This window comes from Acinetobacter higginsii (genome assembly GCF_000369845.1).
Taxonomy (GTDB): domain Bacteria; phylum Pseudomonadota; class Gammaproteobacteria; order Pseudomonadales; family Moraxellaceae; genus Acinetobacter; species Acinetobacter higginsii.
Map to the genome: position 1 here is coordinate 382,086 of NZ_KB850215.1, position 25,500 is coordinate 407,585.

General features: G+C 41.5%; 27 protein-coding genes. 23 read left to right on the top strand and 4 right to left on the bottom strand.

Translation table 11 applies throughout. The features are described from left to right. Nucleotides 1-12: 12 nt before the first annotated feature. From F885_RS07875 to madM, 17 genes are all read left to right on the top strand, one after another. Nucleotides 13-4,515 (top strand): pilus assembly protein, encoded by a 4,503-nt coding sequence (locus F885_RS07875; protein ID WP_005317786.1) that lies wholly within the window; start codon nt 13-15, stop codon nt 4,513-4,515. Nucleotides 4,516-4,639: 124 nt separating this feature from the next. After that, nucleotides 4,640-5,074, top strand: a complete 435-nt coding sequence (locus F885_RS07870) for a type IV pilin protein (protein WP_407636629.1) — start codon at nt 4,640-4,642, stop codon at nt 5,072-5,074. 163 nt (nt 5,075-5,237) lie between these two features. Then, nucleotides 5,238-5,495 (top strand): 30S ribosomal protein S16, encoded by a 258-nt coding sequence (rpsP, locus tag F885_RS07865; protein ID WP_004660208.1) that lies wholly within the window; start codon nt 5,238-5,240, stop codon nt 5,493-5,495. A 16-nt stretch (nt 5,496-5,511) separates the two neighbouring features. Next, entirely contained in the window at nt 5,512-6,060 is a 549-nt protein-coding gene (gene rimM / locus F885_RS07860) for a ribosome maturation factor RimM (protein WP_004803983.1), read from the top strand. A 45-nt stretch (nt 6,061-6,105) separates the two neighbouring features. Then, nucleotides 6,106-6,846 carry a tRNA (guanosine(37)-N1)-methyltransferase TrmD gene (gene trmD / locus F885_RS07855; RefSeq protein ID WP_005317792.1) on the top strand — a complete coding sequence of 247 codons (741 nt, stop codon included), beginning with the start codon at nt 6,106-6,108 and terminating at the stop codon, nt 6,844-6,846. Nucleotides 6,847-7,040: 194 nt separating this feature from the next. Further along, the gene (rplS, locus tag F885_RS07850; protein WP_004803988.1) at nt 7,041-7,412 is read left to right on the top strand and encodes a 50S ribosomal protein L19; all 372 of its coding nucleotides are present in this window, start codon (nt 7,041-7,043) and stop codon (nt 7,410-7,412) included. A gap of 137 nt (nt 7,413-7,549) precedes the next feature. Further along, nucleotides 7,550-8,443 carry a tRNA pseudouridine(55) synthase TruB gene (truB, locus tag F885_RS07845; protein WP_005317796.1) on the top strand — a complete coding sequence of 298 codons (894 nt, stop codon included), beginning with the start codon at nt 7,550-7,552 and terminating at the stop codon, nt 8,441-8,443. A gap of 11 nt (nt 8,444-8,454) precedes the next feature. Then, a complete protein-coding gene (locus tag F885_RS07840; protein WP_005317799.1) occupies nt 8,455-9,228 on the top strand; it encodes a sulfite exporter TauE/SafE family protein in 774 nt (257 codons plus the stop codon). 149 nt (nt 9,229-9,377) lie between these two features. Continuing rightward, nucleotides 9,378-11,057, top strand: a complete 1,680-nt coding sequence (gene mdcA / locus F885_RS07835; RefSeq protein ID WP_005317802.1) for a malonate decarboxylase subunit alpha — start codon at nt 9,378-9,380, stop codon at nt 11,055-11,057. Next, on the top strand, nt 11,057-11,941 hold the full coding sequence (locus F885_RS07830; protein ID WP_005317805.1) for a triphosphoribosyl-dephospho-CoA synthase: 885 nt from the start codon (nt 11,057-11,059) through the stop codon (nt 11,939-11,941). The genes mdcA and F885_RS07830 overlap by 1 nt, the downstream gene beginning before the upstream one ends. A 2-nt stretch (nt 11,942-11,943) precedes the next feature. Beyond that, nucleotides 11,944-12,243, top strand: a complete 300-nt coding sequence (locus tag F885_RS07825; RefSeq protein WP_005317810.1) for a malonate decarboxylase subunit delta — start codon at nt 11,944-11,946, stop codon at nt 12,241-12,243. Further along, the gene (locus tag F885_RS07820; RefSeq protein ID WP_005317812.1) at nt 12,236-13,087 is read left to right on the top strand and encodes a biotin-independent malonate decarboxylase subunit beta; all 852 of its coding nucleotides are present in this window, start codon (nt 12,236-12,238) and stop codon (nt 13,085-13,087) included. Before F885_RS07825 ends, F885_RS07820 begins: the two co-directional genes overlap by 8 nt. After that, the gene (gene mdcE, locus F885_RS07815) at nt 13,084-13,911 is read left to right on the top strand and encodes a biotin-independent malonate decarboxylase subunit gamma (RefSeq protein ID WP_005317816.1); all 828 of its coding nucleotides are present in this window, start codon (nt 13,084-13,086) and stop codon (nt 13,909-13,911) included. The genes F885_RS07820 and mdcE overlap by 4 nt, the downstream gene beginning before the upstream one ends. Beyond that, nucleotides 13,902-14,510, top strand: a complete 609-nt coding sequence (locus F885_RS07810) for a malonate decarboxylase holo-ACP synthase (protein WP_085946071.1) — start codon at nt 13,902-13,904, stop codon at nt 14,508-14,510. Before mdcE ends, F885_RS07810 begins: the two co-directional genes overlap by 10 nt. Nucleotides 14,511-14,522: 12 nt before the next feature. Beyond that, the gene (mdcH, locus tag F885_RS07805) at nt 14,523-15,467 is read left to right on the top strand and encodes a malonate decarboxylase subunit epsilon (RefSeq protein WP_005317822.1); all 945 of its coding nucleotides are present in this window, start codon (nt 14,523-14,525) and stop codon (nt 15,465-15,467) included. A 41-nt stretch (nt 15,468-15,508) separates the two neighbouring features. Continuing rightward, the gene (gene madL, locus F885_RS07800) at nt 15,509-15,910 is read left to right on the top strand and encodes a malonate transporter subunit MadL (RefSeq protein WP_005317825.1); all 402 of its coding nucleotides are present in this window, start codon (nt 15,509-15,511) and stop codon (nt 15,908-15,910) included. 39 nt (nt 15,911-15,949) lie between these two features. Then, on the top strand, nt 15,950-16,711 hold the full coding sequence (madM, locus tag F885_RS07795; RefSeq protein WP_005317828.1) for a malonate transporter subunit MadM: 762 nt from the start codon (nt 15,950-15,952) through the stop codon (nt 16,709-16,711). Between the two features lie 54 nt (nt 16,712-16,765). On the opposite strand, the gene F885_RS07790 is transcribed toward madM, so the two are convergent. The 4 genes from F885_RS07790 to serA all read right to left on the bottom strand — a co-directional run bounded on the left by F885_RS07790 (nt 16,766) and on the right by serA (nt 20,848). Continuing rightward, on the bottom strand, nt 16,766-17,683 hold the full coding sequence (locus tag F885_RS07790) for a LysR family transcriptional regulator (RefSeq protein WP_005317831.1): 918 nt from the start codon (nt 17,681-17,683) through the stop codon (nt 16,766-16,768). A 36-nt stretch (nt 17,684-17,719) separates the two neighbouring features. Further along, nucleotides 17,720-18,577, bottom strand: coding sequence for an EamA family transporter (locus F885_RS07785; protein ID WP_005317836.1), 858 nt, complete (start codon nt 18,575-18,577; stop codon nt 17,720-17,722). 53 nt (nt 18,578-18,630) lie between these two features. Further along, a complete protein-coding gene (locus tag F885_RS07780) occupies nt 18,631-19,512 on the bottom strand; it encodes an EamA family transporter (protein ID WP_032859465.1) in 882 nt (293 codons plus the stop codon). A gap of 103 nt (nt 19,513-19,615) precedes the next feature. Then, a complete protein-coding gene (serA, locus tag F885_RS07775) occupies nt 19,616-20,848 on the bottom strand; it encodes a phosphoglycerate dehydrogenase (protein ID WP_005297305.1) in 1,233 nt (410 codons plus the stop codon). Nucleotides 20,849-21,195: 347 nt separating this feature from the next. Between serA and F885_RS07770 the strand changes: the two genes are divergently transcribed. From F885_RS07770 to F885_RS07745, 6 genes are all read left to right on the top strand, one after another. Further along, nucleotides 21,196-22,605: an FAD-binding oxidoreductase gene (locus F885_RS07770; protein WP_005317841.1), complete on the top strand. Its 1,410-nt coding sequence runs from the start codon at nt 21,196-21,198 to the stop codon at nt 22,603-22,605. A 249-nt stretch (nt 22,606-22,854) separates the two neighbouring features. Next, entirely contained in the window at nt 22,855-23,277 is a 423-nt protein-coding gene (locus F885_RS07765) for a PAAR domain-containing protein (RefSeq protein WP_005317844.1), read from the top strand. 18 nt (nt 23,278-23,295) lie between these two features. Beyond that, nucleotides 23,296-23,853, top strand: a complete 558-nt coding sequence (locus F885_RS07760) for a PAAR domain-containing protein (RefSeq protein WP_005317847.1) — start codon at nt 23,296-23,298, stop codon at nt 23,851-23,853. A 12-nt stretch (nt 23,854-23,865) separates the two neighbouring features. Next, nucleotides 23,866-24,480: a hypothetical protein gene (locus tag F885_RS07755; protein WP_005317850.1), complete on the top strand. Its 615-nt coding sequence runs from the start codon at nt 23,866-23,868 to the stop codon at nt 24,478-24,480. Beyond that, entirely contained in the window at nt 24,477-24,965 is a 489-nt protein-coding gene (locus tag F885_RS07750) for a hypothetical protein (protein ID WP_005317853.1), read from the top strand. The genes F885_RS07755 and F885_RS07750 overlap by 4 nt, the downstream gene beginning before the upstream one ends. 51 nt (nt 24,966-25,016) lie before the next feature. Next, nucleotides 25,017-25,484: a hypothetical protein gene (locus F885_RS07745; RefSeq protein WP_005317856.1), complete on the top strand. Its 468-nt coding sequence runs from the start codon at nt 25,017-25,019 to the stop codon at nt 25,482-25,484. Nucleotides 25,485-25,500 lie beyond the last annotated feature (16 nt).

Below are 25,500 nucleotides of genomic sequence, written 5' to 3' on the forward strand. Positions count from 1 at the left end.
GGGAGAAAGGTCATGAATAATAATAAGATAAAAAAACAGCTTAAACATGAGCATCTACAAGAACACAGAACCAAAGCATTATTGTTGAGTTGTACGATCGCATCTAGTTTTTTGATTTTTTCATCAGTGGCTTCTGCCAGTGATATTGAGATTTACCAACCAGCAGCAGGCAATAAAAAACGTCTCATGTTGATGGTCGATCAGTCTCGTAGTATGGGCGGTGCAGGTCTTTTGGACTTGGTGAAAGATTATCCCTTGTGTATCGATCAAGGGGTTACCGATGTACTAGGCAAAAATGGTTTGAATTTGGGGATTAAAGTCGCAGGTCAAACAGATTTGATCAATGTAACTAAAGAGGCAACTGATTTAGTGAATCAGTTGATCTTGAAAGGGCTACTCGGTAATGGACAAGGCCAAGGAATACTAGATTCCATTGCTGAGATTAAAACAGAGCAGCCGAGTACGGCTTATCCATTCCCACGTCAGTCTTGTACGGTAGTCACTACGGATGCAACGGTTAAGTTACTAGATAACTTACTCAATGGTTTATTGGGAGTAAAAACAGGTTTATCTGCTGAACAATATATCCGTGAAACTTGTGATCCGCTGATTGATATTAGTTTGCTTAAATCGATTACCAATTCATCTACGGTAGGGATTTATCGTTGCTATGATAAAAATTCACGTGTCCGTATGGCGCTCACCGATGTTTTGAAAGGTAAAAAAGGTGAGGTTGGTCTGCCTGATATAGATCAAATTCCTGATAGCACCATGGTCGGGTTATCTATTTCACCTTATAACCAAACCGTGAATGATCGTGCTGGTGCAATTGTATTTGAACCCAAATTACTTAGTGATACTTATTTGTATAACGGGAAAACGAAAACGCATCGCCAGCATATGATTGACTATATCGCTAGCTCAAATATGGATTCAAAGGGTGAGTTCAATTTGCAAAGCTTACTCTCGATTGCACCGAAGCTAATCACTGGTTTGTTGAATGATGTGGTTGCCACCCTAGGGAAAATTTTAAGTAACCCACTTGATGCGGTGAGTGAACTATTAAATCTGGAAAATACCAATAATGCCTTAAATGATGTACTCACGATGTTGGGACTTGGTGGTAATAATCCAATGGCAAGTACCTATGCAGAAACAGGCGCCTATTTGTTGGGGAATACCACCAAGGGGACAGGTGCAAGACAATATGCTAAACGTAATGCTTTATTAGGGTTATTTGGCGCACCATTATTATGGACTGATTATGAATGTAAGACTTGGAAAGCCGATGGCATGACCTGTGCTGATTGGAAATATGCTGGTCTGCTAAATACCAATGGCTATAAAAAAGTTGATGGGAATTTATTAAACTTGTTAGGTGTTTTGCAAGTGGGTAAGCAAGAAATTTTCTATGAATATCGTGCTGATGTAGATGCCAAATATAGTGGTTTTAGTGATAGCCAAAATAATAATAGTAGTATTAATCCACTGATTAAAAGTAATGGTAATTTTTATCAAGCACCATCAACCGCGCCGCAATGTGATGCCAATGGATTAATGGTGATTGCAGGTGGAGTACCAACCATTGCCCCGACTTTAACAGACTCTTTATTGCAACCTCAAGGTAGTCAATCTGATGCGACTAAAGTTGCGATGGAACGCTTGATGGCGCGTTCATTGGATAATAGCCAGACTCTAAGTGTGCAATATAAAGATGGACGTTTGAATGATAGTTGGGGCTTTCGATGTAATTCAACAGATTTGAGATCTACGACGTTAGGAAATAATAAAAACTCAAATGATAATACTGATTTTGCAACATGGCAGTGTATTGGTGCCTATGCACGTGACATTCGGGCATTAAAAGCCAACCCAATTAAAACTGCAGTGATCGGTTTGGATCGCTCATTTTTACAACTTCCAGCATATATTGCGGGACAGGAAAATAGTACTGATACCAAAGGCCTAACTCAAATCTCAAGTACCAATGTGGCACAGGATCAACTGTTAACAGGTATTGTACCGAAAGCAGTGCGTGATTTATTGGGCGCCACGGGAGCACTTTTAGATGGTTTATTGCCGAATAGTTTGATCGGCAGTGGTTTAACCACAGGGATTACCAGTCTGTTAGACCGTTTATTACCAAGAAATCCAGAAGATATTAAAAATATGGCACGTTGGGGCGTGATCGGCGGTGGTGGTTGGTATAACGCTGCGAATAGCCAAAATATCGCGCAAAGTATCAAGGATTTTCATGATGATTTAGGGGTAACAGATGGTGACCCAATTGGTTTACAAACACTACCTGAAGATCCGCTTACACCGTATCGGATGAGTAATGAAGTCTATAAAAGTATGTTTGAGCCAACGGAAAAAGCCAGTTGGTTTGGGAACTTTAAAAAGTATTATGTAGAAACTGATAATTCGATTAATAAGCTCAAAGACGCATGGGATACCAGCTCAACAAGCTACGATGTACAAGACTGGAATAAGGGAGGGGTACTGGCCAAACTTAAAAATTTAAAAAACAAGACGGATAATTCAGATCCAACTAAACCCATTATTACAGAACGTAAAATATTGATTAACCGAGATTGTCAACAAGTTGGAAATACGACAACGTATCAATTTACAGAAGTGGGTGGGTTGAAAACGATTGATAAGAAATATCTAGATATTCAATGTGGTTCTGGAAGTTCTGCTTTTACAGATGCAAAAGGCTATTTGTTGATGAATTTGTTGGGCTATAACGTAGGCAATGCCGCAACAACTGCTGATTTAACTGAGACAAACCGTACTAATTGGCAAGTGGGCATGAATCTACATTCAACTCCGATTAAATTGACTCAGGAAGCCGTTTTTAATACAGACAATAGTGTGAAAGAACGCAAAGACTATATGTTGTTTGGCACCACTCAAGGTCTTTTACATGTGGTTGATGCCAAAACTGGTGAGGAAATGTTTGCCTTTGTGCCGAATGAGATGCTCGAAAATTCACAGCAAAGCAAAGCATTTTTGGAAAAACCATCGGGTGTAAAAGCCAATATGGCCTATGGGATTGATGGTGCATGGACAATGTATAGTGAATATGTCTATGGCATGAAAGCAGTGAGTAGCGGTAGTACCAGTAGTGAGGTCATTGCAACGGTTGGTGAAATTAAAAAAGACAGTAAGGTTCTCGCGAAAGGAAAGCAAATAGCCTATGGCGGTTTACGTATGGGAGGGCGTAGTTATTATGCCTTGGATCTAAATGATATCACCCAGCCAAAACTCAAATTCCATATCGACCCAGATAATAACCGTATTATTAGTTTGCAATCGAATGGGACCTATAAAACTACAACTCATGCCGCATTAGCCTCCATGGGGCAAAGTTGGTCTAAACCGACGATCACCACCATTATGTATAACGGTGCAGCAAAACGTGTGATGTTGGTGGGTGGCGGCTATGACATGGAGTATGAAAAGGCAGCACCTACGATTACGGGTGCGACCAAAGGGCGTATGGTGTATATGTTTGATGCCGATAATGGCGATTTAATTTGGTATGCAGGAGGAGATAGCCAAGCCACATCATGTAATCCAGATGATGCGAACTATGGATTGAAAATGAAAGATCTATATAGCGTTGTTAGTCGTATCAATGCGGTTGATCGCGATGGCGATGGCATTACAGACCATCTTTACTTTGGTGACCTTGGTGGCCAAGTCTGGCGTGTGGATTTAAGTAAGGACTTTGGTACAAAAGCTGGTAGTTGTGGAGCTTATACTGTGCTATTTAAAGATAGTAGTAGTCGTTTCTATGAAGCACCAAACTTTAGTGTTTATGGTTATGAACAACCGCTTGCCGTGGTGAGTATTGCATCGGGAAATCGTAGTCTTCCATTTAGTGATAAAAGCTCAAGCAGTACAATTTACAACCTCTTTGATCAGGATGTCATACGTAGAAATTTCACTGCTACGGGGAATAGCACGCCTAAACTCTTACCAACTGATCTTAAAGCGATGCTGACTGCGAGCGATTTGAAAGGGAAAAATCTAGTACAAGTCAAAGCGATGCTGCCTAATGGTTGGTATGCACAGGCCAATACCGTGGTTGGAAAAGAGCTTGATGCACAAGGTAATGAAGTGAATCTCACCAATCAAACAGGTAGTAAGGTCTTAAGCGAGATGGTGGTGATGAATAAGAGCCTTTATGCCAGTGTTTATAATCCGAATACGACTATAGGCAATGGTTGTAAAATTCAGGCCAATGGCGCAACCACAGTTCAACGTTTCTGCTTACCGTTTGGTGTCTGTGAACAAGATGTCAAAGACGTAACTATGAGCTTTGGTGCAGGGCATGGGATTGTGGACTCGATGGTAGGTGCCGGAATTGGTTTAAGTGACAAAAATGGTCTGACACGTCAGTTACTGAATCCCAATGCAAAAGATAAAATTGGGAATAGTAAACTTCCAATGAATACCATGCGCCGCCAATTAGTACCACTCACTTGGTATGAACGTAATGAATAAAATGCAGTTATGTCGATGTGCCGATTCGGAAGTGGTACGACCTCGTGTTTCTTACCACTTTCAGTCTACTAAGCGTTCTTGTATAGCGAGGAAACGTTGCACAGGCTTTACTCTAATTGAGCTGATGATTACGGTTGCAATCGTGGCAATTATTGCTGCGATTGCGGTTCCAAGTTATGACACTTATATCCGCCGTGCAGACTTATCTACAGCACAACAAGAAATACTTAAAGTTGCAGAGCTTTTGGAAAAACATCGGGCACGCAATTTTAGTTATGATGGTTTTGTGCTGAAAGGAACCGCGACGAATCAAGGTGCTTACTATTCCGTACCTAGCGCGACCAACACCACCTTACTTTTACCTTTGACAGCAACGAGTGGTAACCAAAAATTCACATTAAGCTTAACGGTCAATACTCAGGCATGGTCATTAAAAGCCGTGAGCCAAAGTCCGAGGAATTATTCCTTGTTATTAACCAGCACAGGCCTTAAGTGTAAGACCAAAACGGCTGCAAATATTACGGCATCAAGCTGTGGTAATAATGCAGAAGACTGGTAACTCAGCAGTTTTTATAAATTAAATTCAGAGCTGTGGATAACCCAAAATTTAATCTTTCTTTCGAGGCAAATATAACGTAGAATATCGCCCTCTATGAAAGGGGTTTGAAGTGTTGCCGATGGTCGGCGCAGGGATAATCCGTAAAAATTATAAGGTTGTTCTCATGGTTGTTATTCGTTTAGCGCGCGGTGGTGCAAAAAAACGTCCATTCTATCAAATCATTGTAACTGATAGCCGCAATGCACGTGATGGTCGTTTCATCGAGCGTATTGGTTTCTTTAACCCAACTGCACAAGGTAAAGCTGAAAAAGTTCGTTTAGATGCTGACCGTTTTGCTCACTGGGTTGCACAAGGTGCTCAACCTTCAGATCGCGTTGCTTCTTTAGCTGCTCAAGCTAAAAAAGCTGCAACTACTGCATAATTGTAGTAGGTAGCCCATGACATCGACACAGAATGTGCCAGAAGATCGTATTCAGATTGGACAGTTACGTTCAGCTTATGGATTGAATGGGTGGCTCTGGGTTTACTCTAATACAGAACCTATGAGCAATATGTTTGACTACCTTCCTTGGTACATTGAGACCAAGGCAGGTTGGCAAACTATTGATGTAAAACGTTGGAAACCACATGGCAAAGGCTTGGTTGTTGCATTAAAGGACGTAAATGATCGTACTGGTGCAGAAAATCTGGTTGGCGCAAATATCTGGATTGCCAAATCTCAGCTTCCAAAAGCAGATGTAGACGAGTATTACTGGTCTGATCTTAAAGGTCTAACGGTGTTAGGTCTTGATGATGAAGAACAAGAAGTCAATCTCGGTCAAATCTATGAACTGTTTGAAACTGGTGCCAATGATGTCATGGTCGTAAAAGCGACACCTGATAGCATTGATGCTGAAGAGCGAATGATTCCTTGGCATAAAGATGTGGTACAACGCGTTGATCTTGAAGCTGGTCGTATTTACGTCAATTGGGGCGTAGACTACTAATCCTTTCGGGGAAGGTAGCGCAGCAGGAAAATAAAGGAGTCTGCGGTGTTTTTTGCAGTCATCACATTGTTTCCTGAAATGTTTGAAGCGATTACAGCGCACGGGATTAGCGGGCGTGCAGCAAAGCGTGACATCGTGCAAGTGACTTGCATTAACCCACGAGATTTTGCTGAGGGCAACTATAAACGAGTGGATGAACGTCCGTTCGGTGGTGGTCCTGGTATGGTGATGATGGCTGAGCCTTTGGCACAAGCAATTACCCATGCTAAACAACTTGCAATGCAAGCAGGCTGTGTCCATGCCCCGGTGGTGTATATGTCACCGCAAGGCAAAACCTTAAACGAACAGGCAGTACAACAATTCGTTGATTATGATGGTTTGATTGTATTGTGTGGGCGTTATGAAGGGGTCGATGAGCGTTTAATCCAGCATTATGTTGATCAAGAATGGTCAATTGGGGATTACGTATTATCGGGTGGTGAACTTCCTGCCATGGTATTGCTCGACAGTATTATTCGTCGATTGCCAAATGTCATGTCTGATGAGCAATCGGCGATACAAGATTCTTTTGTGGATGGTTTATTGGATTGTCCGCAATATACAAAGCCTGATTGTTTCGAAGGGCTGGATGTGCCTGAGGTACTTAAATCAGGACATCATGCCAATATTGAGAAATGGCGTTTTTTGCAGCGTTATCAACGTACTTTAGACCGTCGACCAGAATTGGTGGAAAAAGTAGAGTTGAGCAAACAGCAAATTAAATGGCTAAAAGATTCGAAAGGTTAAACTGGTATCAGTTTGTCTTCGCACCCAACGAGAAGCGTTGCTTCGAGTTTTACTTAAACTTGGTTTAAGTTAAAAATAGGCTCTTTAAGGCAATTTTGCTCTAAAGGGAAAGTTAAACGGGAGATATGCGCTTTAGCCTCTATTCCCAGCGGTGTCAGAGACCTCTTCTCTCCCGCACATATTGGAGATTCCACATGAGTGGTAAACATCCTTTAGTTCAAGCTGTTGAAAATGCACAGTTAAAATCAGACATCCCTGCTTTTGCACCGGGCGATACAGTTATCGTTCAAGTTAAAGTAAAAGAGGGTGAACGTGAACGTCTTCAAGCATTTGAAGGTGTTGTAATCGCGAAGAAAAATCGTGGTTTGAACTCTGCTTTCACAGTTCGTAAAATCTCTAGCGGTGTTGGTGTTGAGCGTGTTTTCCAAACTCACTCTCCAATCGTTGCTAAAATCGAAGTGAAACGTCGTGGTGACGTTCGTCGTGCTAAACTTTACTACCTACGCGAGTTGTCTGGTAAAGCTGCACGTATTCGTGAAAAGTTACCAGCTCGTAAACAAGGTTAATTTTAACTTTGTTTTAAAGCAAAAAAATGCGCCTTTGGCGCATTTTTTTATGTCTGTTTGCGGCTAAAAGCCAATCCTTTTTTAAATCCTAGGCCGAGTTTTGCTAAAATAGGCCTTTATGCTTTGACTTTTCTTTTATGAAAAAAAGTTCTTATCGCCATTTAAGCGGTGTTTTCCTATTAAATAAGCCTTTAGGTTTAAGTTCTAATACTGCGCTGCAAAAAGTGCGTCGACTTTTTAATGCGCAAAAAGCGGGACATACAGGTGCGCTCGATCCATTGGCAACAGGGCTATTGCCAATTTGTTTGGGTGAGGCGACCAAGTTTTCACATTATTTATTGGATTCAACCAAGCGTTATCAAACCACGGTCAAATTAGGGCAAACCACAGCGACAGGTGATGTTGAAGGTGAAATTCTCCAGCAGAGAGAAGTACCCGCTTTAACAGAAGCAGATATTGAGCAAGTTCTGGCACAGTTTCGTGGTGATATTCAGCAAGTGCCACCGATGTATTCGGCCTTGAAACGCGAAGGTCGTCCACTCTATGAGTTGGCACGTCAAGGCATTGAGATTGAGCGTGAGGCACGCCCAGTCACCATTTATAACTTAAGCTTACTTGGCTTTACTGAAGATAGTTTGACATTGGATGTGACTTGCTCAAAAGGCACTTATATCCGTGTATTAGGTGAGGATATTGGCGAGGCTTTGGGCTGTGGTGGGCATTTAACTAAATTGCATCGTACTCAAACAGGGCACTTTGAGATTAATCCAAGTTACACCATTGAATATCTCGAAAGCCTTTCTTTGGAAGAGCGGGATGCATTATTACTGTCAGTCTATTCACCAGTTGAGCATTTTCCTCGGGTGCAATTGCCTGAAGGTCGTGAAAAGTATTTTGGTAACGGTCAGGAAAGCAATATCGATCATGAGGCTGCTGCTGAAGTGTTAGTTTTTGATGGTGAACGTTGTCTAGGTTTGGCTGAAATCACCGATAAAAAACGTCTAGTACCAAAACGCTTGTTAAATTTATAAGAGTATCGTCAATGGAATGGGAACTGATTCTAACCTTAGTGTTCTTTGCTTTTTGTGCAGGAACCATTGATGCTGCCGTCGGTGGTGGCGGTTTGATTCAGATTCCTGCATTGATGGGAGCTTTACCACAAACAGCACCTGCCACCTTATTTGGAACTAATAAACTGGCCTCCATTTGCGGAACGGGTTCTGCGGCTTTTTCATTTGTACGCCGTGTCAAATTGCAATGGTCATTACTTGGTGTGATTGCACTATTTGCCTTTATCAGCTCATTCATTGGGGCGGCCTGTGTATCTTTGGTGCCAACCCATATCCTAAGGCCGATTGTTTTGGTCATGCTGATCGTGATTGCGATTTACACCTTTATGAAAAAGCAATTCGGGCAAGTGCACGTCGATCAAAAAATCACGCCAAAGTTACTGGTGCTGGCTGCGATGGGTAGTCTAGCGATTGGTTTCTATGACGGTATTTTTGGCCCGGGGACGGGCAGTTTCTTTATTTTCTTTTTTATTCGCTTTTTACAGGTCGATTTCTTACATGCTTCGGCATTATCTAAAATCGGCAACTTCATGACCAATCTGGCAGCACTCAGTTTCTTTATTCCCACAGGTCATGTGCTTTTTGCCTTGGGAATGATGATGGCGGTTGCCAATATTGCAGGCTCGTTATTGGGTGTACGTTTGGCTCTAAAATACGGCAGTGGCTTTATCCGTATTTTATTCTTGATATTGGTGAGTATTTTAATCTGTCGCTTGGGCTATCAGATTTTGATTGGAACATCGTAAATATTTTAATAAATAAAGATTTAAGTCCTACTATTACTGAATAATCATTAACTTCAAGTTAATAATCGATGCTGTAGGTTGATTGATCAAAATTCCATAAAGCGTTTTTATAGATTCAGAATAAAACTGTGATCTATAGGTAAGCACACATGGAAGGCTCAGTTCAGAATAAAGAACGGTTATGGACCAAACGGCGTCATACTAAACAGCTAAAGCTGGACATGGCAAACCAATATACCGATGGTGTGGTCATTCCAACTCAAGACATTATTAAAGTCTTGGAAACATTGATTACACCGGGCGATAAAGTTGTCCTCGAAGGCAATAATCAAAAACAGGCAGATTTCCTATCGCGCTCCTTAGCGCAAACCAATCCAGATGTTTTACATGATCTGCATATGATCATGCCGAGCGTAGGTCGTTCAGAACATCTTGACCTATTTGAGAAAGGCATTGCGCGAAAACTGGATTTTTCTTTTGCTGGCCCTCAGAGTTTGCGTATTAGCCAACTCATCGAAGATGGCTTATTGGAAGTTGGTGCGATTCATACCTATATCGAATTGTATTCACGTCTGGTGGTCGATCTTATTCCAAATGTGGTGCTCTCGGCAGGCTTTATGGCAGACCGTCAAGGCAATATTTACACAGGCCCAAGTACGGAAGATTCCCCAGCACTTATTGAACCTGCAGCTTTTAGCGATGGGATTGTGATTGTTCAGGTGAATGAGCTGGTCGATGATGTATCAGAGTTACCACGTGTCGATATTCCTGCTTCTTGGGTTGATTACGTTGTTGTGGCAGATCAGCCTTTTTATATCGAACCACTCTTTACCCGTGATCCAAAACATATCAAACCCGTTCATGTGCTCATGGCGATGATGGCGATTCGTGGGATTTATGAAAAGCATAATGTACAGTCTCTCAATCATGGTATTGGTTTTAATACAGCGGCAATTGAACTGATTTTGCCGACCTATGGTGAGTCTTTAGGTTTAAAAGGAAAAATTTGCCGAAACTGGACACTGAACCCTCATCCAACTTTAATTCCAGCGATTGAGACAGGTTGGGTTGAAAGCGTACATTGCTTTGGTACTGAACTTGGTATGGAAAAATATGTCGCTGCTCGGCCAGACATTTTCTTTACAGGCCGTGATGGGGCGTTACGCTCCAACCGCATGATGTGTCAGCTGGCAGGTCAATACGCAGTTGATTTATTTATTGGTGCAACATTGCAAGTCGATGGTATGGGACATTCTTCGACTGTCACTAAGGGGCGTTTGGCTGGCTTCGGTGGTGCACCAAACATGGGCCATGATCCTCGCGGCCGTCGCCACGATACCCCTGCATGGTTAGATATGCGATTGCAAGGTGCCAATGAAACAGAAACCTATTTGACACGTGGAAAAAAACTGGTTGTACAAATGGTCGAAACCTTCCAAGAAGGTGGAAAACCAACTTTTGTGGAACGCCTTGATGCGATTGATGTGGCTAAAACAGCAGGTCTACCTTTAGCACCGATCATGATTTATGGCGATGACGTCACGCATTTTCTGACCGAAGAAGGCATTGCTTATCTATATAAAGCAAGCAGCCAAGAAGAGCGCCAAGCCATGATTGCTGCGGTTGCAGGCGTGACCAGTATTGGTTTAACTCAGGACCCTAAAACAACAGCACGTTTAAGAAGCGAAGGTCTAGTGGTATTCCCAGAAGATTTAGGTATTCGCCGCACCGATGCAACACGTGAGCTGTTAGCTGCGAAAAATATTGCCGACTTGGTGACATGGTCCGATGGCTTATATCAACCCCCTGCAAAATTCAGGAGTTGGTAATGATGGCACAAGTTCAATATCAAACACTAAGCGATAGTCAGCTTCTGGCAGATATGGCGGTAGATGCTCTGATTGATGAAGTTAATCTGACTCCTAAACCCGCCTTGGTTGATCGCCGTGGTAGTGGTGCACATGATGACCTGACTTTGGAATTAATGGAGCGCTCTGCAAAAAGCTTACAGCCCATGTTCGAGGCAATGGCCCAAGCCGCAGCGCATCACGGAAAAGTTTGTTTAGCTCTGCGTGAAGACATTGGTGAAATTGGTCGCCAAGGTGAAAAAGTCATGATGTTGGCAACAGGTGGCGTCAATACACATCGCGGTGCAATTTGGGCCTTGGGTTTAATGGTGACGGCGGCAGCATTGGCACGTACCAATCAACAATATGTATCGGCTGTTGAGCTATGTCAGTTAGCAGGTCAGCTTGCCCAGCTTGAAGATCGTTTTATTCCTGAGCAGGCTTTAAGTCATGGTCAGCAGGTTCAGAAGAAATTAGGCATCTTAGGTGCCAAAGAACAGGCACAACAAGGTTTTCCAACGATTGTGAATTTTGGTTTAAAGCAGCTTTATCAAAGTCGCAGTAAACCGATGAAAGAAGCGTTCGCTCGTCTAGATGCCTTGCTTGCCATGATGACTGACCTGACCGATACCTGCGTGCTTTATCGCTCGGGAATATCGGGTTTAAAGCGTATGCAACAAGGGGCACAGCAAGTACTGGATTTGGGCGGAAGCTCAAGCTTGGAAGGCCGACGTGCTTTGCATCTTTTAGAGATTGATCTGCTTCGTATGAAAGCTTCTGCCGGCGGTGCCGCAGATTTGTTGGCAGCAACCTTGTTTATAGATCATGTTGAGCAGTCAACTTTAAAAAATAAAGAGGGATTTTGATGATGGAAGCTCTTCATTTTGAGTTTGTGGCGACAGAGCCACCTGTAAAAAAAGCGTTAGTAGGATGTGTGGGCTCGGGTGATTTAGAAATTTTGATGGAACCTGGCGAGAAAGGGAAAGCTTCTATTCATGTCGTCACTTCGGTAGATGGTAGTGCGGCACGTTGGCACAATCTATTTGAACGAATTTTTACTGCACAGACACCGCCAGCGGTCAAAATTGATATTCATGACTTTGGTGCAACCCCCGGCGTCGTTCGCTTACGTCTGGAACAAGCATTAGAGGAGATTATGCATGACTGATATCGAGAGCTTGTTAAATAAACAGGATTTTATTGAACTCAGCGCAAGGGAACGTGCCAAAGCATTGTTAGATGAGGGCACATTCCGAGAGTTGCTTGATCCATTTGCACGCGTCATGTCACCTTGGTTGATTCGGCAGAATATTGTCCCGCAAGCCGATGATGGCGTGGTGATTGCAAAAGGTTCTATTCAAGAACAGCCAGTGGTTTTAATTTCAATTGAAGGCTTATTCCAAGGTGGAAGCTTGGGTGAAGTTGGTGGTGCCAAAATTGCGGGCGCTTTAGAGCTTGCCGTTGAAGATAACCTTAATGGTATTCCCACTGCTGCAATTTTACTACTCGAGACAGGTGGTGTTCGCTTACAAGAGGCAAATCTGGGTTTGGCTGCAATTGCTGAAATTCAGGCTGCAATCGTGAATTTACGCCAGTATCAACCCGTGATTGCTGTGGTTGCTGGAAGTGTTGGATGCTTTGGTGGTATGTCGATTGCTGCCGGATTATGCAGTTATATTGTGATGACGCAAGAAGGACGATTGGGACTGAATGGCCCGCAAGTGATTGAACAGGAAGCTGGCATACAAGAATATAACGCCAAAGATCGCCCATTTATTTGGAGTGTTACAGGTGGTAATCAGCGCTTCGCCAGTGGTTTGGCCGATGCTTATGTGGATGATGACCGCAATAAAATCCGTCAGCAAGTGATTGATTATTTGCAGCAAGGTTTGCCTCTTCAACATCGGAGCTCAAATTACTCATTCTATTTAGCACAGCTACAACAGGTCGATACCACTGAGCAGATCACACCAACACAGGTTCAGGCTTTGTATCAAGGAGAGCAAGCATGAATATCGCCATTGATACATTAAAAGCGTCTACTCGGGGTGCAGCTTGGTTTAAGGCCTTCACGCAGGGTTTTAAATTGGTTGAAGACTTTCCTGCTTCTGTTTTGGTTGCAGATGGTCAGCTTGGTCAACAAGCTGTACGGGTCATTGCAGTTGTCCCAGACAGCAATAATCTGTTCCCGCGTGCAAGACAAGGTGAAGTTGGATTGCTTGAGGGTTGGAGTTTGGCAAGAGTCGTCGATGAAGTGATTCAAGCCGATGCAGACGCTGAAACTAAACGTGGCATTTTATGTCTGGTGGATGTGCCTAGTCAGGCTTATGGACGCCGTGAAGAATTGTTGGGTATTCATCAAGCCTTAGCAGGTGCAGTAGACAGCTATGCCAGAGCCAGATTGGCAGGTCATCCTATTGTGAGTTTATTGGTTGGGAAGTCGATGTCAGGTGCTTTCTTGGCGCATGGTTACCAAGCCAATCGTATTATTGCCTTAAAAGACTCAGGTGTTATGGTGCATGCAATGGGTAAAGAATCTGCCGCACGCGTTACTCTGCGGTCGGTTGATGAGTTAGAACAATTAGCCTCAAGCATTCCGCCAATGGCGTATGACATCGAGAGTTATGCAACACTGGGTTTGTTATCTGAACTGTTATCTGTTGAAAACCCTGAACAACCGACAAATGATGATCTTTCATTCGCAAAGCTGGCTGTTGAACAGGCATTTAAAGAGATTCATGCTGAACCGTCTAGAGGGCTGGAACAAAGGCTTCATGGTCAAAATCGTCAGATGTCTAAACAGGTGCGTGAATTATTGCGTGAGCAATGGTCATGAAACTTGATCCTGAAGCCCATGATTTACTGTGGGGCATGACGGTCGATTGCTTGGCTGATGATGCTCCTTTATGGGTGAAAGAGGTGTTACTGCGAGGTGATCCTGTTGTGGTACGACGGGCGATCACTCCTGTTGATCAGGTCGCGGTGGGCGTAAGAGGGCAATTCCGTCATCAACGTTATGCTACTCAAATGCCACGATCTGCCATTACTAGACAACTTAAACCCGAAGCGCTGACTGAGCTAAGGATAGAGCAGTTTGAACACTTGGCAGAACGTTTGCAGCGTATTTCCAGCATCATGAAGAGCTTTTCAGGGTATTGGGGATATACAGGAAGTTTCGGATTTGAGCTGGCAACGGGTATTGAAACAGTCACTCTGTACAGTGACATCGATTTGTTGATGAGAACTGAACAGCCTTTTGCCAAAAAGCAGGCAATTGAGTTACTCGAAACTTTTCAGCAAGCAGGGCTGAATGTGGATATACAGCTACAACTGCCAAAAGGTGGTCTAGCGTTAAGAGAATGGGCTGGGAATAGGGGGAAAGTTCTATTGAAGCGTCCTGATGGTGCTGTTTTAGTCGAAAATCCATGGAATTAGGGAGTAGATATCATGGCTTCGATTTGGGTATATCCGGGACAAGGTGTGCAACGAAGTAATATGTTGCACGAATTACCTCAAACCGCTCTGGTTAAAGAACACCTTGGGCGTGCCTCGGATGCACTTAAAGAAGATGTCTTGTTGTTGGACAGTTCGGCTGCATTGCAATCGACACGTTCAGTACAGCTATGTTTACTGATTTCGGGTGTGGTGAGTTCAGCCCTATTAACTGCCGAAAAGTTAAAGCCTGATTATGTCGCAGGTCTATCGATTGGTGCATGGTCGGCTGCAGTTGTAGCAGGGGTTTTAGGCTATGAAGATGCTGTTCGCTTGGTTGCCTATCGTGGTGAACTCATGCAAAACGCCTATCCAACGGGATATGGCATGACCGCATTAATCGGTACAGATCGCACATCTGTTGAGAAGTGGGTGAAACAAGTTTATGAAATAACGCCACAGGTTTTTGTCGCCAATATTAATGCACATAATCAGATCGTTATTTCAGGTCGCTTTGAAGCCATGAACCAAGTTGCAGTTTTGGCGAAGCAACAAGGCGTAGTGGCAAAAAAATTAGATGTATCGGTGCCATCGCACTGTGAATTATTAAGTCAGCAAGCTGAGCAGCTTGCAGCGTCTATGGAGGGAGTGACTTTAAAGCAGCCTAAAATTCGATATTTAAGTGGTACCACGGCGCGCACGCTTGGTAAGCCAGAACAGATTGGTAAAGACTTGGCTTTTAATATGAGTCGCACGGTAGATTGGGAAAGCACTATTCAGGCGGCATGGGAGCGAGGTGTCAGATTGCAGATTGAAGCTTTACCCGGAACGGTACTGACGACACTTGCACGTCGAACTTTTCAAGAAGGAGCCGTATTGTCATTTCAGGGAACGCGCATCGATAGCATTCAAATGGCAATGCAAAAACAACAGGAAAGTCAGATTTCTATGGGAATGTGATTTAAAAAACGTAAGTAATCCAAGGATATGAGGGATTTACAATGATTATATATGGAACAGCAATTTTAGCGATTTGTCATTTACTCGGTGATTATCTTGGCAATACCTTAGGTGTCCTTATTGGGGTAAAAGCCAATGTGGGTGGTGTGGCCATTTCTATGATTCTTTTGATTCTCTCTAAAGAGCTATTAGCAAAAAAGGGTTATTTACCGCAGGTAACACAATTTGGAATCTTATATTGGTCCGGTATGTATATTCCAATTGTGGTGGCGATGTCAGCGGGACAAAATGTGGTTGCAGCTTTATCGGGAGGTATGTTGGGTCTGATTGTTTCTGTTGCTTCTTTGGTCGGGACGGTTTTAGTCATTCGTTATTTGAATCGATTAAGTGGTGATTATGAAACCTATGAGTGGACAATAGAAGGAACTGAAAAAGTAGCTTAAAGCCGCATCACGATAATGAATAACAAAAGGATTTAAAGAATGGAAGACTTAATTACGGTACTCACCAAAAATGCTTTGGTGACTGCACTAGCGGTCACAGGTTTGATGATGTTTTTATCTCACTTGCTTTCAAAATATTTGACCAAAGGAAAACTACAAAGCTCTGCAATCGCAATTACTTTGGGACTTGTTGTGGCCTATTTTGCGGGGGTGTATACACAAGGTACAAAAGGGATTTCTGATATTGCTATATTCTCTGGTTTCGCTCTATTAGGCGGTGCAATGATCCGTGATCTGGCAATTGCATCTACTGCATTTGAAGTGGATGTTAAAGAAGTCAAAAAAGCAGGAAAAATTGGCTTAATTGCGCTTACGCTGGGCTGTATTGTTCCTTTTGTAATTGGTGCAATGGTTGCTTGGATGATGGGATATAGAGATCCGATTTCCATGACCACGATTGGCGCGGGCGCTATGACTTATATTGTCGGTCCAATTACAGGAACAGCCATTGGTGCAAGTTCTGATGTGATCGCGCTTTCGATTGCAATTGGACTCATCAAATCGGTGTTCTTTATGGTCGGCACACCATTGCTTGCAAAATTCATGTATCTAAAAAGTCCACGTTCAGCCATGGTATTTGGTGGGCTAGCTGGGACAACAAGTGGTACAGCAGCAGGATTGGCAGGTACAGATGTTCGATTAGTTCCCTATGGTGCATTAGTGGCAACCTTTTATACAGGTCTCGGTTGTTTACTTGGGCCCTCAGTATTTTTTCTGACGGTAAATGCGATTTTTGGATAAGTGATAAAGCATGAATATTTGCAACTTATTCATTTGTTATAAGTTGCTTATTATTCATTTTTGTACATGAGAGGCAAACATCCGGCATTCTGCAATTAATGCCAGCAAATTGGGGTCACGTTCCTTACTTTTTAGAAAGACCAACCCAATGTCCTGTTGCAGATGATATTGCTGTTTCAAGGGGATAAGTTTAACTGAGCTTTCATATACCGCAGAAATACGACCGGGCAAAAGTGCAAAACCAACGCCTGAACTGACCATACTAATTAAAGTAAAGATATCATTAAGCTGTAAGGCAACCTTAGGTGAAAAACCAGCCTTTTTAAAAATGAAATCACTGTCATTATGGGTGGCAAAGCCTTGCGTTAAAGTTAAAAAAGTTTCTTCTTTGAGTAGACTGAGATCAATCTCCTCAAAATCAACATATTTAGAGTCTTTATTTACCGCTAAAAAAATATCATCACAGAACATAGGCAAAATTTCAAAGTCATCGTCTTGCGTTGTTTCATTGAGTGCCACAATAATGGCATCAAGCTCTGTCGTTTTAAGCTTTTTAACCAGATCCTGATTGGAGCTAAGAAGTAATTGAATATCGAGCTCACTACGTCTTAATTTAAGTCCGCTAATCACATTGGGAATCGTTTTTACGGTTAAAGAGTAAAGAGAACCTAAATGTAGAACTTTTGCTGCAAAGCCCGCAGCTTCTCTGGTTTTATTCACCGTAATAAAAATGTCCTGTACGATTTTTTGCGCACGTTCCTCAAATACATAAGCACTTTTTAACGGAATTAAATTACGACCTTCATTTTTAAAAAGTGGGCAACGTAGAGCACTTTCCAAGGAGTGTAAGGCTTTATGAATACTGACATTACTGAGCTGCATTTCAGTTGCTGTTTTGGAAAGATTTCCACAGCGCATAAAAGCCAAGAATATTTGTATTTTTTTTAGAGTGAGTTCTTCATCAATTTCCATATCAATCTTCCGTTACTAATGACTTTCCTTAAAAAATTATGCTTTCCCTCCGCGTAAGGTAACACCAATCGAAGCCACCATAATACAGGCCAATGCCACCCATTGAATCAAGCTAATGCGCTCATGTAACAGCACCAGACCAGCTAAGGCCGCCAATGCAGGCGCAAGGCTGGAAAGTGTCCCATAGCTCAGTTTGGTCAGCCGTTTGAGTGCCATTAAGTCCAAGGCATAAGGAATTGCAGTTGCCATTAGGGCAATCACGAGGGCTTTGCCCCAATACTGGGTATCTAGCAGTACAGGCGCGTTATTCCATAGACCAAAAGGAAGTAAGGTCAGTGCAGATAAACCGATGGCAATGGTCAAGGCATGCATGCCAATATTTTGCTGTACGACCCGATGTCCATAATAAATATATAAGGCCCAGAAGAATCCTGCACCTAGTGCACAGGCTGCGCCAATATAGGAAAAGTGCTGTGCATGAGCATCGTGCCAAGGCACCATTAAAGCAATGCCTAAAATCGCAAATGCCACCCAAATATAATCACTGCGCTGTTTAATTGACAGCAATGCTAAGCCGAGTGGACCGATAAATTCTAAGCCCACCGCAATCCCTTGAGGTAACTTACCCAAAGAGGTATAGAACAGAATATTCATACAGCCCAATGCTGCGCTATAACAGAGGAGATCTCGCCATTTCAGTTCTTTCAATTTGGAAATGATTTTCCATGAACGGAACATGATCGCGACCAGAATGGTTGCAAAACACAGTCTTAAAATTGTCACCGTCAATGGATCAAGCGTGGCAATCAATTGCTTGGCAAAGGATGCACTGATCTGATAAGACAGCATGGACAATACCATGTACAGCACGGCGACCAGTTGGAGATTTTTCATCTAAGATCTCCAAGATAAGCGAGAGTTTTTTTCTGATTTTGAGACAACATCTTTTATTTTGCCTCTTTTTGCTGTCGAGCCTGTTGTGTCGTAAAGGTACAACCAATCGAAGCAATAATAATGGTGCCCAACGCTAACCATTGATTCCAAAGCAGCATTTCACCAAGGAAGATAAAGCCTGAAAGGGCAGCAACCGCAGGTTCTAAGCTCATCAAGGTGCCAAAACTCAGCGGGGTTAAACTACGCAGCGCAATCATTTCTAAGGTAAAGGGTAAGGCACTGGCTAATATCGCAAGCCCGATAAAATAGTATAAATTTGGTAGTTCAAACACCCGATCGATGGCGCCTGAAAATAGCGCAAAAGGCAGCAAGCAGAGCATACCAATCGACATGCCTAAGCAAACGGTATGATTGCCTGAGATGCCTGACGGTTTTTGCCCCGCAATAATATATAGGGCCCAACACGCACCCGCACTCACAGCAAAGAATACACCAAGCATGTCGAGACCTTGTTGTGCCTGTTGCAAAGGAAAGAGCAGCATTAAGCCCAGAATGGCACAGCCAACCCAGATGAAGTCATATTTCTGTCGAGCATGATACAGCGCGACACTTAAGGGACCAATAAATTCAAAGGCAACGGCAAGGCCTAGCGGTAAGCGTTCTAGTGATAAATAGAACAGCGCATTCATGCCTGCAAGTGCCATCCCATAAGTGAGAATGGCTTTCCAGCGCACCACTTTAAAATTGATGGTCCAGATTTTAAAAATCACCGCCAATATGATCGCACCAAAAAATAGGCGCATAGCGGAAACGGTTAATACAGGAAAGCTTTGAAATAGAATTTTGGCCAAGGAACCACTGCCTTGCACACACAACATGGCAATCATCAACAGCAATAAAGCATGCAGTGGTGTTTTCAGCATTGGGGTAGACATTTTATTATTTAACAGTTGGTATAATATTCACATAATAAGTCAAACGCCCATAAAAAAGCCACAGCATCAACTGTGGCTTTTTCGACATTATTCTAAATATTGCTTAGAACAATACGCGAACGCGGATCGTGCCTTCAACGTGGTTCAATGTGTCCAGTGCTTCTTGAGATGCAGATGCGTCAACATCCATCACCAAGTAACCAATATCACCTTTAGTCATTAATGACTGACCAGAGATGTTGATGCCTTGTTCAGCGAACAATGTGTTGATCTTCGATAACACACCTGGAACGTTTTTGTGGATATGCAGCAAACGGTGCTGACCATCAGAAAGTGGTAATGCGATTTCTGGGAAGTTTACCGCAGAAAGAGTCATACCTTTATCTGAATACGCAACGAATTTTTCAGCTACTTCTAAACCGATGTTTGCTTGCGCTTCCATGGTCGAACCACCCACGTGTGGGGTTAAGATCACGTTGTCTAAACCACGAAGTGGAGATAGGAACTCTTCACCATTGGCTTTTGGTTCTTTCGGGAATACGTCAACCGCTGCACCCGCGATGTGACCTGATTTGATTGCATCTGCTAAATCTTCAATTACCACACATGTACCACGTGCTGCGTTCAAGAAGATTGAGCCTTTTTTCATTTTCGCGAATTGTTCTTTCTTGAAGAAGTTACGCGTAGACGGAACATCTGGAACGTGTAGCGTTACCACATCCGCAGTTGCTAAAAGTTCATCTAAAGAGCCAACTTGACGTGCATTACCTAAAGGTAATTTAGTCACAGCATCAAAATAGATCACTTTCATACCTAAGCTTTCTGCCAATACAGAAAGTTGTGAACCGATCGAGCCGTAACCGACGATACCTAGAGTCTTACCACGAGTTTCAAATGAACCCACCGCAGCTTTATTCCAACCGCCCGCATGTGTATCTTTCGATTTTTCAGGTACACGACGAAGCAACAGAATTGTTTCAGCAAGAACTAATTCTGCAACCGAACGTGTATTTGAATACGGTGCGTTGAATACAGGGATACCACGAGACATCGCCGCTTTTAAATCGACTTGGTTTGTACCAATACAGAAGCAACCGACTGCGATCAATTTGTTCGCAGCTTCAAAGATTTCTTCAGTTAATTGCGTACGGGAACGAATACCAATGAAGTGAGCATCTTTAACTGCTTCTTTTAAAGCTTCGCCTTCAAGCGCAGTTTTGTGATAATCGATGTTGGTATAACCCGCTGCATTTAAAGTATCGATGGCATTTTGATGCACACCTTCTAACAGAAGGAAACGGATTTTGTCTTTAGGTAGTGATAGATGTTGGCTCATTACGGCTCCGCTACAAAGGCCAAAATTTAGTTGCAGTACTATAGCATAGAGCTTTGAGATATAAATATTTGGTTTAAAATTAGCACAGCAGAATTATTGATAATTTTTCAGTTGAAGCTGAATTTTATTGGTTATACACATTTTGTTATTACAGTATCTTTATCCTAAGCTTTATCCCATGCCTGCTTCTATGTAAAATGCAGAGATCTGATAGTCAAATCTGAAAACATCAGGTTTGCGCTGTTCTGCCGAGTTTCTATATGTTGAATACTGCATTTTAAGATATTGAAAAATATTGTGTTGTTATTCAAATGCTCTATCTTTACTTCTTGCTAGGCCTGTAAACGATGAATGCTTCAGTCGCTTTAACACCTGAGTTATTGACCCAATTAACGGCAATTGTGGGTGAAAACCGAATTAAAACCGATGCCGACAGTTTGGAAAATTGGGGGCGAGATCATACCAAACATTTTGATCCGAACCCATCAGTCATCGCTTTCCCTTCAAGCACTGAACAAGTTCAGGCCATTGTCAAACTAGCCAATCAATTTAATGTCGCAATTACCCCATCAGGTGGTCGTACAGGCCTTTCTGCTGGTGCTGTGGCAACCAATGGCGAGATCGTGATTAGCTTTGACAAGATGAACCAGATTCTTGAGTTCTTCCCAGCAGATCGTATGGTCCGTGTTCAAGCAGGTGTGGTGACTGAGCAATTACAGAATTATGCCGAAGAACAAGGCATGTATTATCCAGTCGATTTTGCTTCAGCAGGTTCAAGCCAGATTGGCGGCAATATTGGTACCAATGCGGGCGGTATTAAAGTCATCAAGTACGGCATGACCCGTAACTGGGTACTCGGTTTAACCGTGGTGACAGGTAAAGGTGATGTGCTGCGTTTAAACAAAGGCATGATTAAGAATGCGACAGGTTATTCGCTGCAACACTTGTTTATTGGTGGTGAAGGTACACTTGGTTTAGTCACTGAAGCTGAAATCAAGCTTGAGCGTCAGCCACAAAACTTACAAGTCATGGTCTTGGGTGTGCCTGACTTTGAAGCAGTGATGCCTGTATTACATGCCTTCCAAAACGCAATTGACCTGACTGCTTTTGAATTCTTTGGTGAATTGGCAATGCAGAAAGTGTTGGATCGCGGTCATGTACAGCGTCCATTTGAAACGCAATGTCCGTTCTATGTGTTATTGGAATTTGAAGCACCATATGAACCAATCATGGACAAGGCAATGCAGATTTTTGAGCATTGTATGGAACAAGGCTGGGTAATTGATGGCGTGATGAGCCAAAGTCTAGAACAAGCTCAAAGCTTATGGCGTTTGCGTGAAGATATCTCAGAGTCGATTGCGCCGTTTATTCCATACAAAAACGATATCTCTGTATTAATTACCCATGTACCTGCATTTATTGCGGAAATTGATGCGATTGTTGCTGACAATTATCCAGACTTTGAGATTTGCTGGTTTGGTCATATTGGTGATGGTAACTTGCATTTAAATATCTTAAAACCTGAAAATCTGACCAAAGATGAATTCTTTGCCAAGTGCCAGGTGGTGAATAAATACGTATTTGATACCGTGAAAAAATATGATGGTTCGATCTCTGCCGAGCATGGTGTTGGTATGACTAAGAAGCCATATTTAGAGTATTCACGTTCGCCTGAAGAAATTGAATATATGAAAGCATTGAAGTTGGCATTTGACCCGAATGGGATTATGAACCCAGGCAAATTATTTGATCTTTAATGCTTGATTAGATAAAAGAAGTTTTGCTAAAAGCGTATCGAAAGATGCGCTTTTTTATTTTCTGTAAATCAAAAGTTAATGCTGTACTTTTTCTTATAATACAAAATGTAAATATATAAACTTAATTATCATTATTTGTTGACATTACATGCCAATTATAAGTGTTGTATATGGTTTTTATTGAATAAATAAAGAAAAATAATGTATTTAATATTAATTGTTCAATTAAATAAGAATGAGGATATATAAGTGAATCCTAAAAAACATTTATCTCAAGATGAAGTATCCAATTTATCTATAGAGGAAATTCATGAACGTATTGCTGCTGAACAAGAGTTTATGAATAAACAGAAGCATAAAAAGTTCTTTGCAGCGACACATGGTTCTAAAACAAAAAATGGTGGATTAATCAGAGCGATGATTAATCAAAAAATTAAAGTACAAGGTCATCTTATTGCTGTTGTTGGTGATGAAGCCATTTATGAGGATGGAACAACTTCTAAAATTATTTCGGGTGCTGGCGAGGCAGGGTCAATTGAAGGATATGACATTGCACTTGTTGGTAGCCGTTTAGAAAATGGTGATGAAATCATCGAAAGCCTACAATCTGTATTTGAGTATCGTTTGTATGCTGATCAAGAAATTCCTCAAGGTTTTCTCAGTCATGACTAAATTTCTTAGGAGACAATCATGGCTGTAGGCTTTGCAATTCATAACTCGATGACAAATCATGGTGGTATCATTTCTGCAACCCAAATGAGAACCTCTCAAATGGGTAACTTATTTTTGGTAGCAGGTGATGGTCATTTTTGCCCTAAATGTAAATGTTGGTCAAAGATTATTAAAAGTCATGATCATATTATTCTTGATGGCAAAGCTGTTGCTTATGTCGGTGATCAGCTTACTTGTGGTGCTAAAATTTTACCGAAACAATCTCATGTTGTAGGGGAAAGCCAAGGAGCTAATTATTCTAGTTCATCATATTCCTCAGTAAAAACAATAGCAGCATTACAAAATAATTTTGTAGAAGATAGTTCAACAAAATATGGAATTCAATTCCAATTAAAAGATGAACAAACACAGGAAATATTTGATGATATTCCATACTCTATTATTTATAAAAGTACTGGTGAAGTTGAAACAGGATGGACAGATAAAGAAGGTAAAACCCATATAATCAATGCAAATAGCCCTGATGAAGTGGAGTTTCAAACAATTGATGCATCTCAGCCGCTACCATCACTATAGTAAGGGCCAAAAATGTCACAAGATAAAGTTTTTTCACCAACTCTAATTCCATCTCTAGATAATGAAATTAAGGTATGTCATGCTGATGAACTACTAGACCCATTATTATGCAATAGCATTGTTAAAGTAATTAACTACCATACTACAGTGCCTTACACCTTTATGATGAACCAAGCCCAATGGGATTGGGTAAAGAAAAATTATCCTTTTGAACATGATTTGGCTATTCGTTTCGGCCTTGAGTATGATCTACGTCAATTTACAGATGCAGTATTAGAACGTTATTCATTCCATACAATGATGTATTTAAAGTTCACACTTTATGCTCAGAAACACTCAAGGAATAAGGGGGCTAAGATGATTACAGAATTAGCAAAAGATAGTTTTACTGCTCGTATGGCAATTGCTAAAAAGAGTTTTGGTAAAGTTATAGATATAGCACTATCCAATGCCAGTAAACCAGTATTGGCAGCCAATGCTTTGGCGACCTTTACTAACAATGGACCATATGGAATCAACGAATACATGTATCAAAATGTCTTTGGTCGCCCATATGATAGAGCAACAGTATCTCAATATATTCAGAGTTACCTATACACACCACCTAAAAACCGCTTCTCACTATGAAAATTACTTTACTACCAATATTGGTACTTTCCTGTATCTTTTTAACTTCATGTAAGGCATCGACAGATAAAGAAGATATTGATAATTATGTGAAAGTAGATTTAAAAAATTATGCAACAGACAATTATAGGTTGTTTATTGAAGCCAATAAAAACGTAAATACTGAGCCAGCATTGAAAAACTCCTTGTTTAACAATACATATGTTAAGTTAGAAACGGCTCGAAGTCTTTTAAACGAAGAGTATCCTGATTGGATTGAAGGTTTGGAGAAAAATGGTTATGACTATGGAGATCTTAACACTGTGTGTTGGATGACTGTTTTCATGGAAAACTATGTAAACAATATTGAAGGGCAATACAAAAAAGATCTTAAAGATGAAACCTTAAATGATGTTCATAATCTTTATAATGAAAGACAAAAAATTATCAAACTGCGTGATAGGAAAGATAAGACTGCTAAGAATTTTGTAGAGGTTTGCGAGTGATTTTTAAATCAATTATTTATACCCTCAGGTACTGATACAGGTTCAAGTAATATGTTAGCTGCTAAAAAAATTATACTCATATGTCTTTTATTACTTTCTAGTGGTTGTAGTAATAAAACACCTCCAAAAGAACAACTTGCATTGCAAATACCATTGCTTCCTATTTTAATTGGTTTTGATAGTGTTGTTTATGCGAAAGCATTACAACAACAACCATCTGACTTAACAAAAAGTATTTATGATTCCTCAATATCCAAAGCAATGTTTTTTAAAAGGCTTTTAAATGATTCTGGTGAAAATGATGACTTCGAAAAAGATATAGGGATCACCCAAATTAATTCCCTATGTGTAATGGGAAAATTCTTACTTTCAGATAAATATAAAGATGCATTGAACTTAAAAGGGGATGTTTATACAGAATTCTATGGTTGGCTTAGTAAAAAACAACAAAAATGGGAAAGTTTATTATCCCGTCAAGATAAAAGAATATTTGATGTTCCTTGCTCAACTTTAAAGTAAATTCTCTATTCCCCCC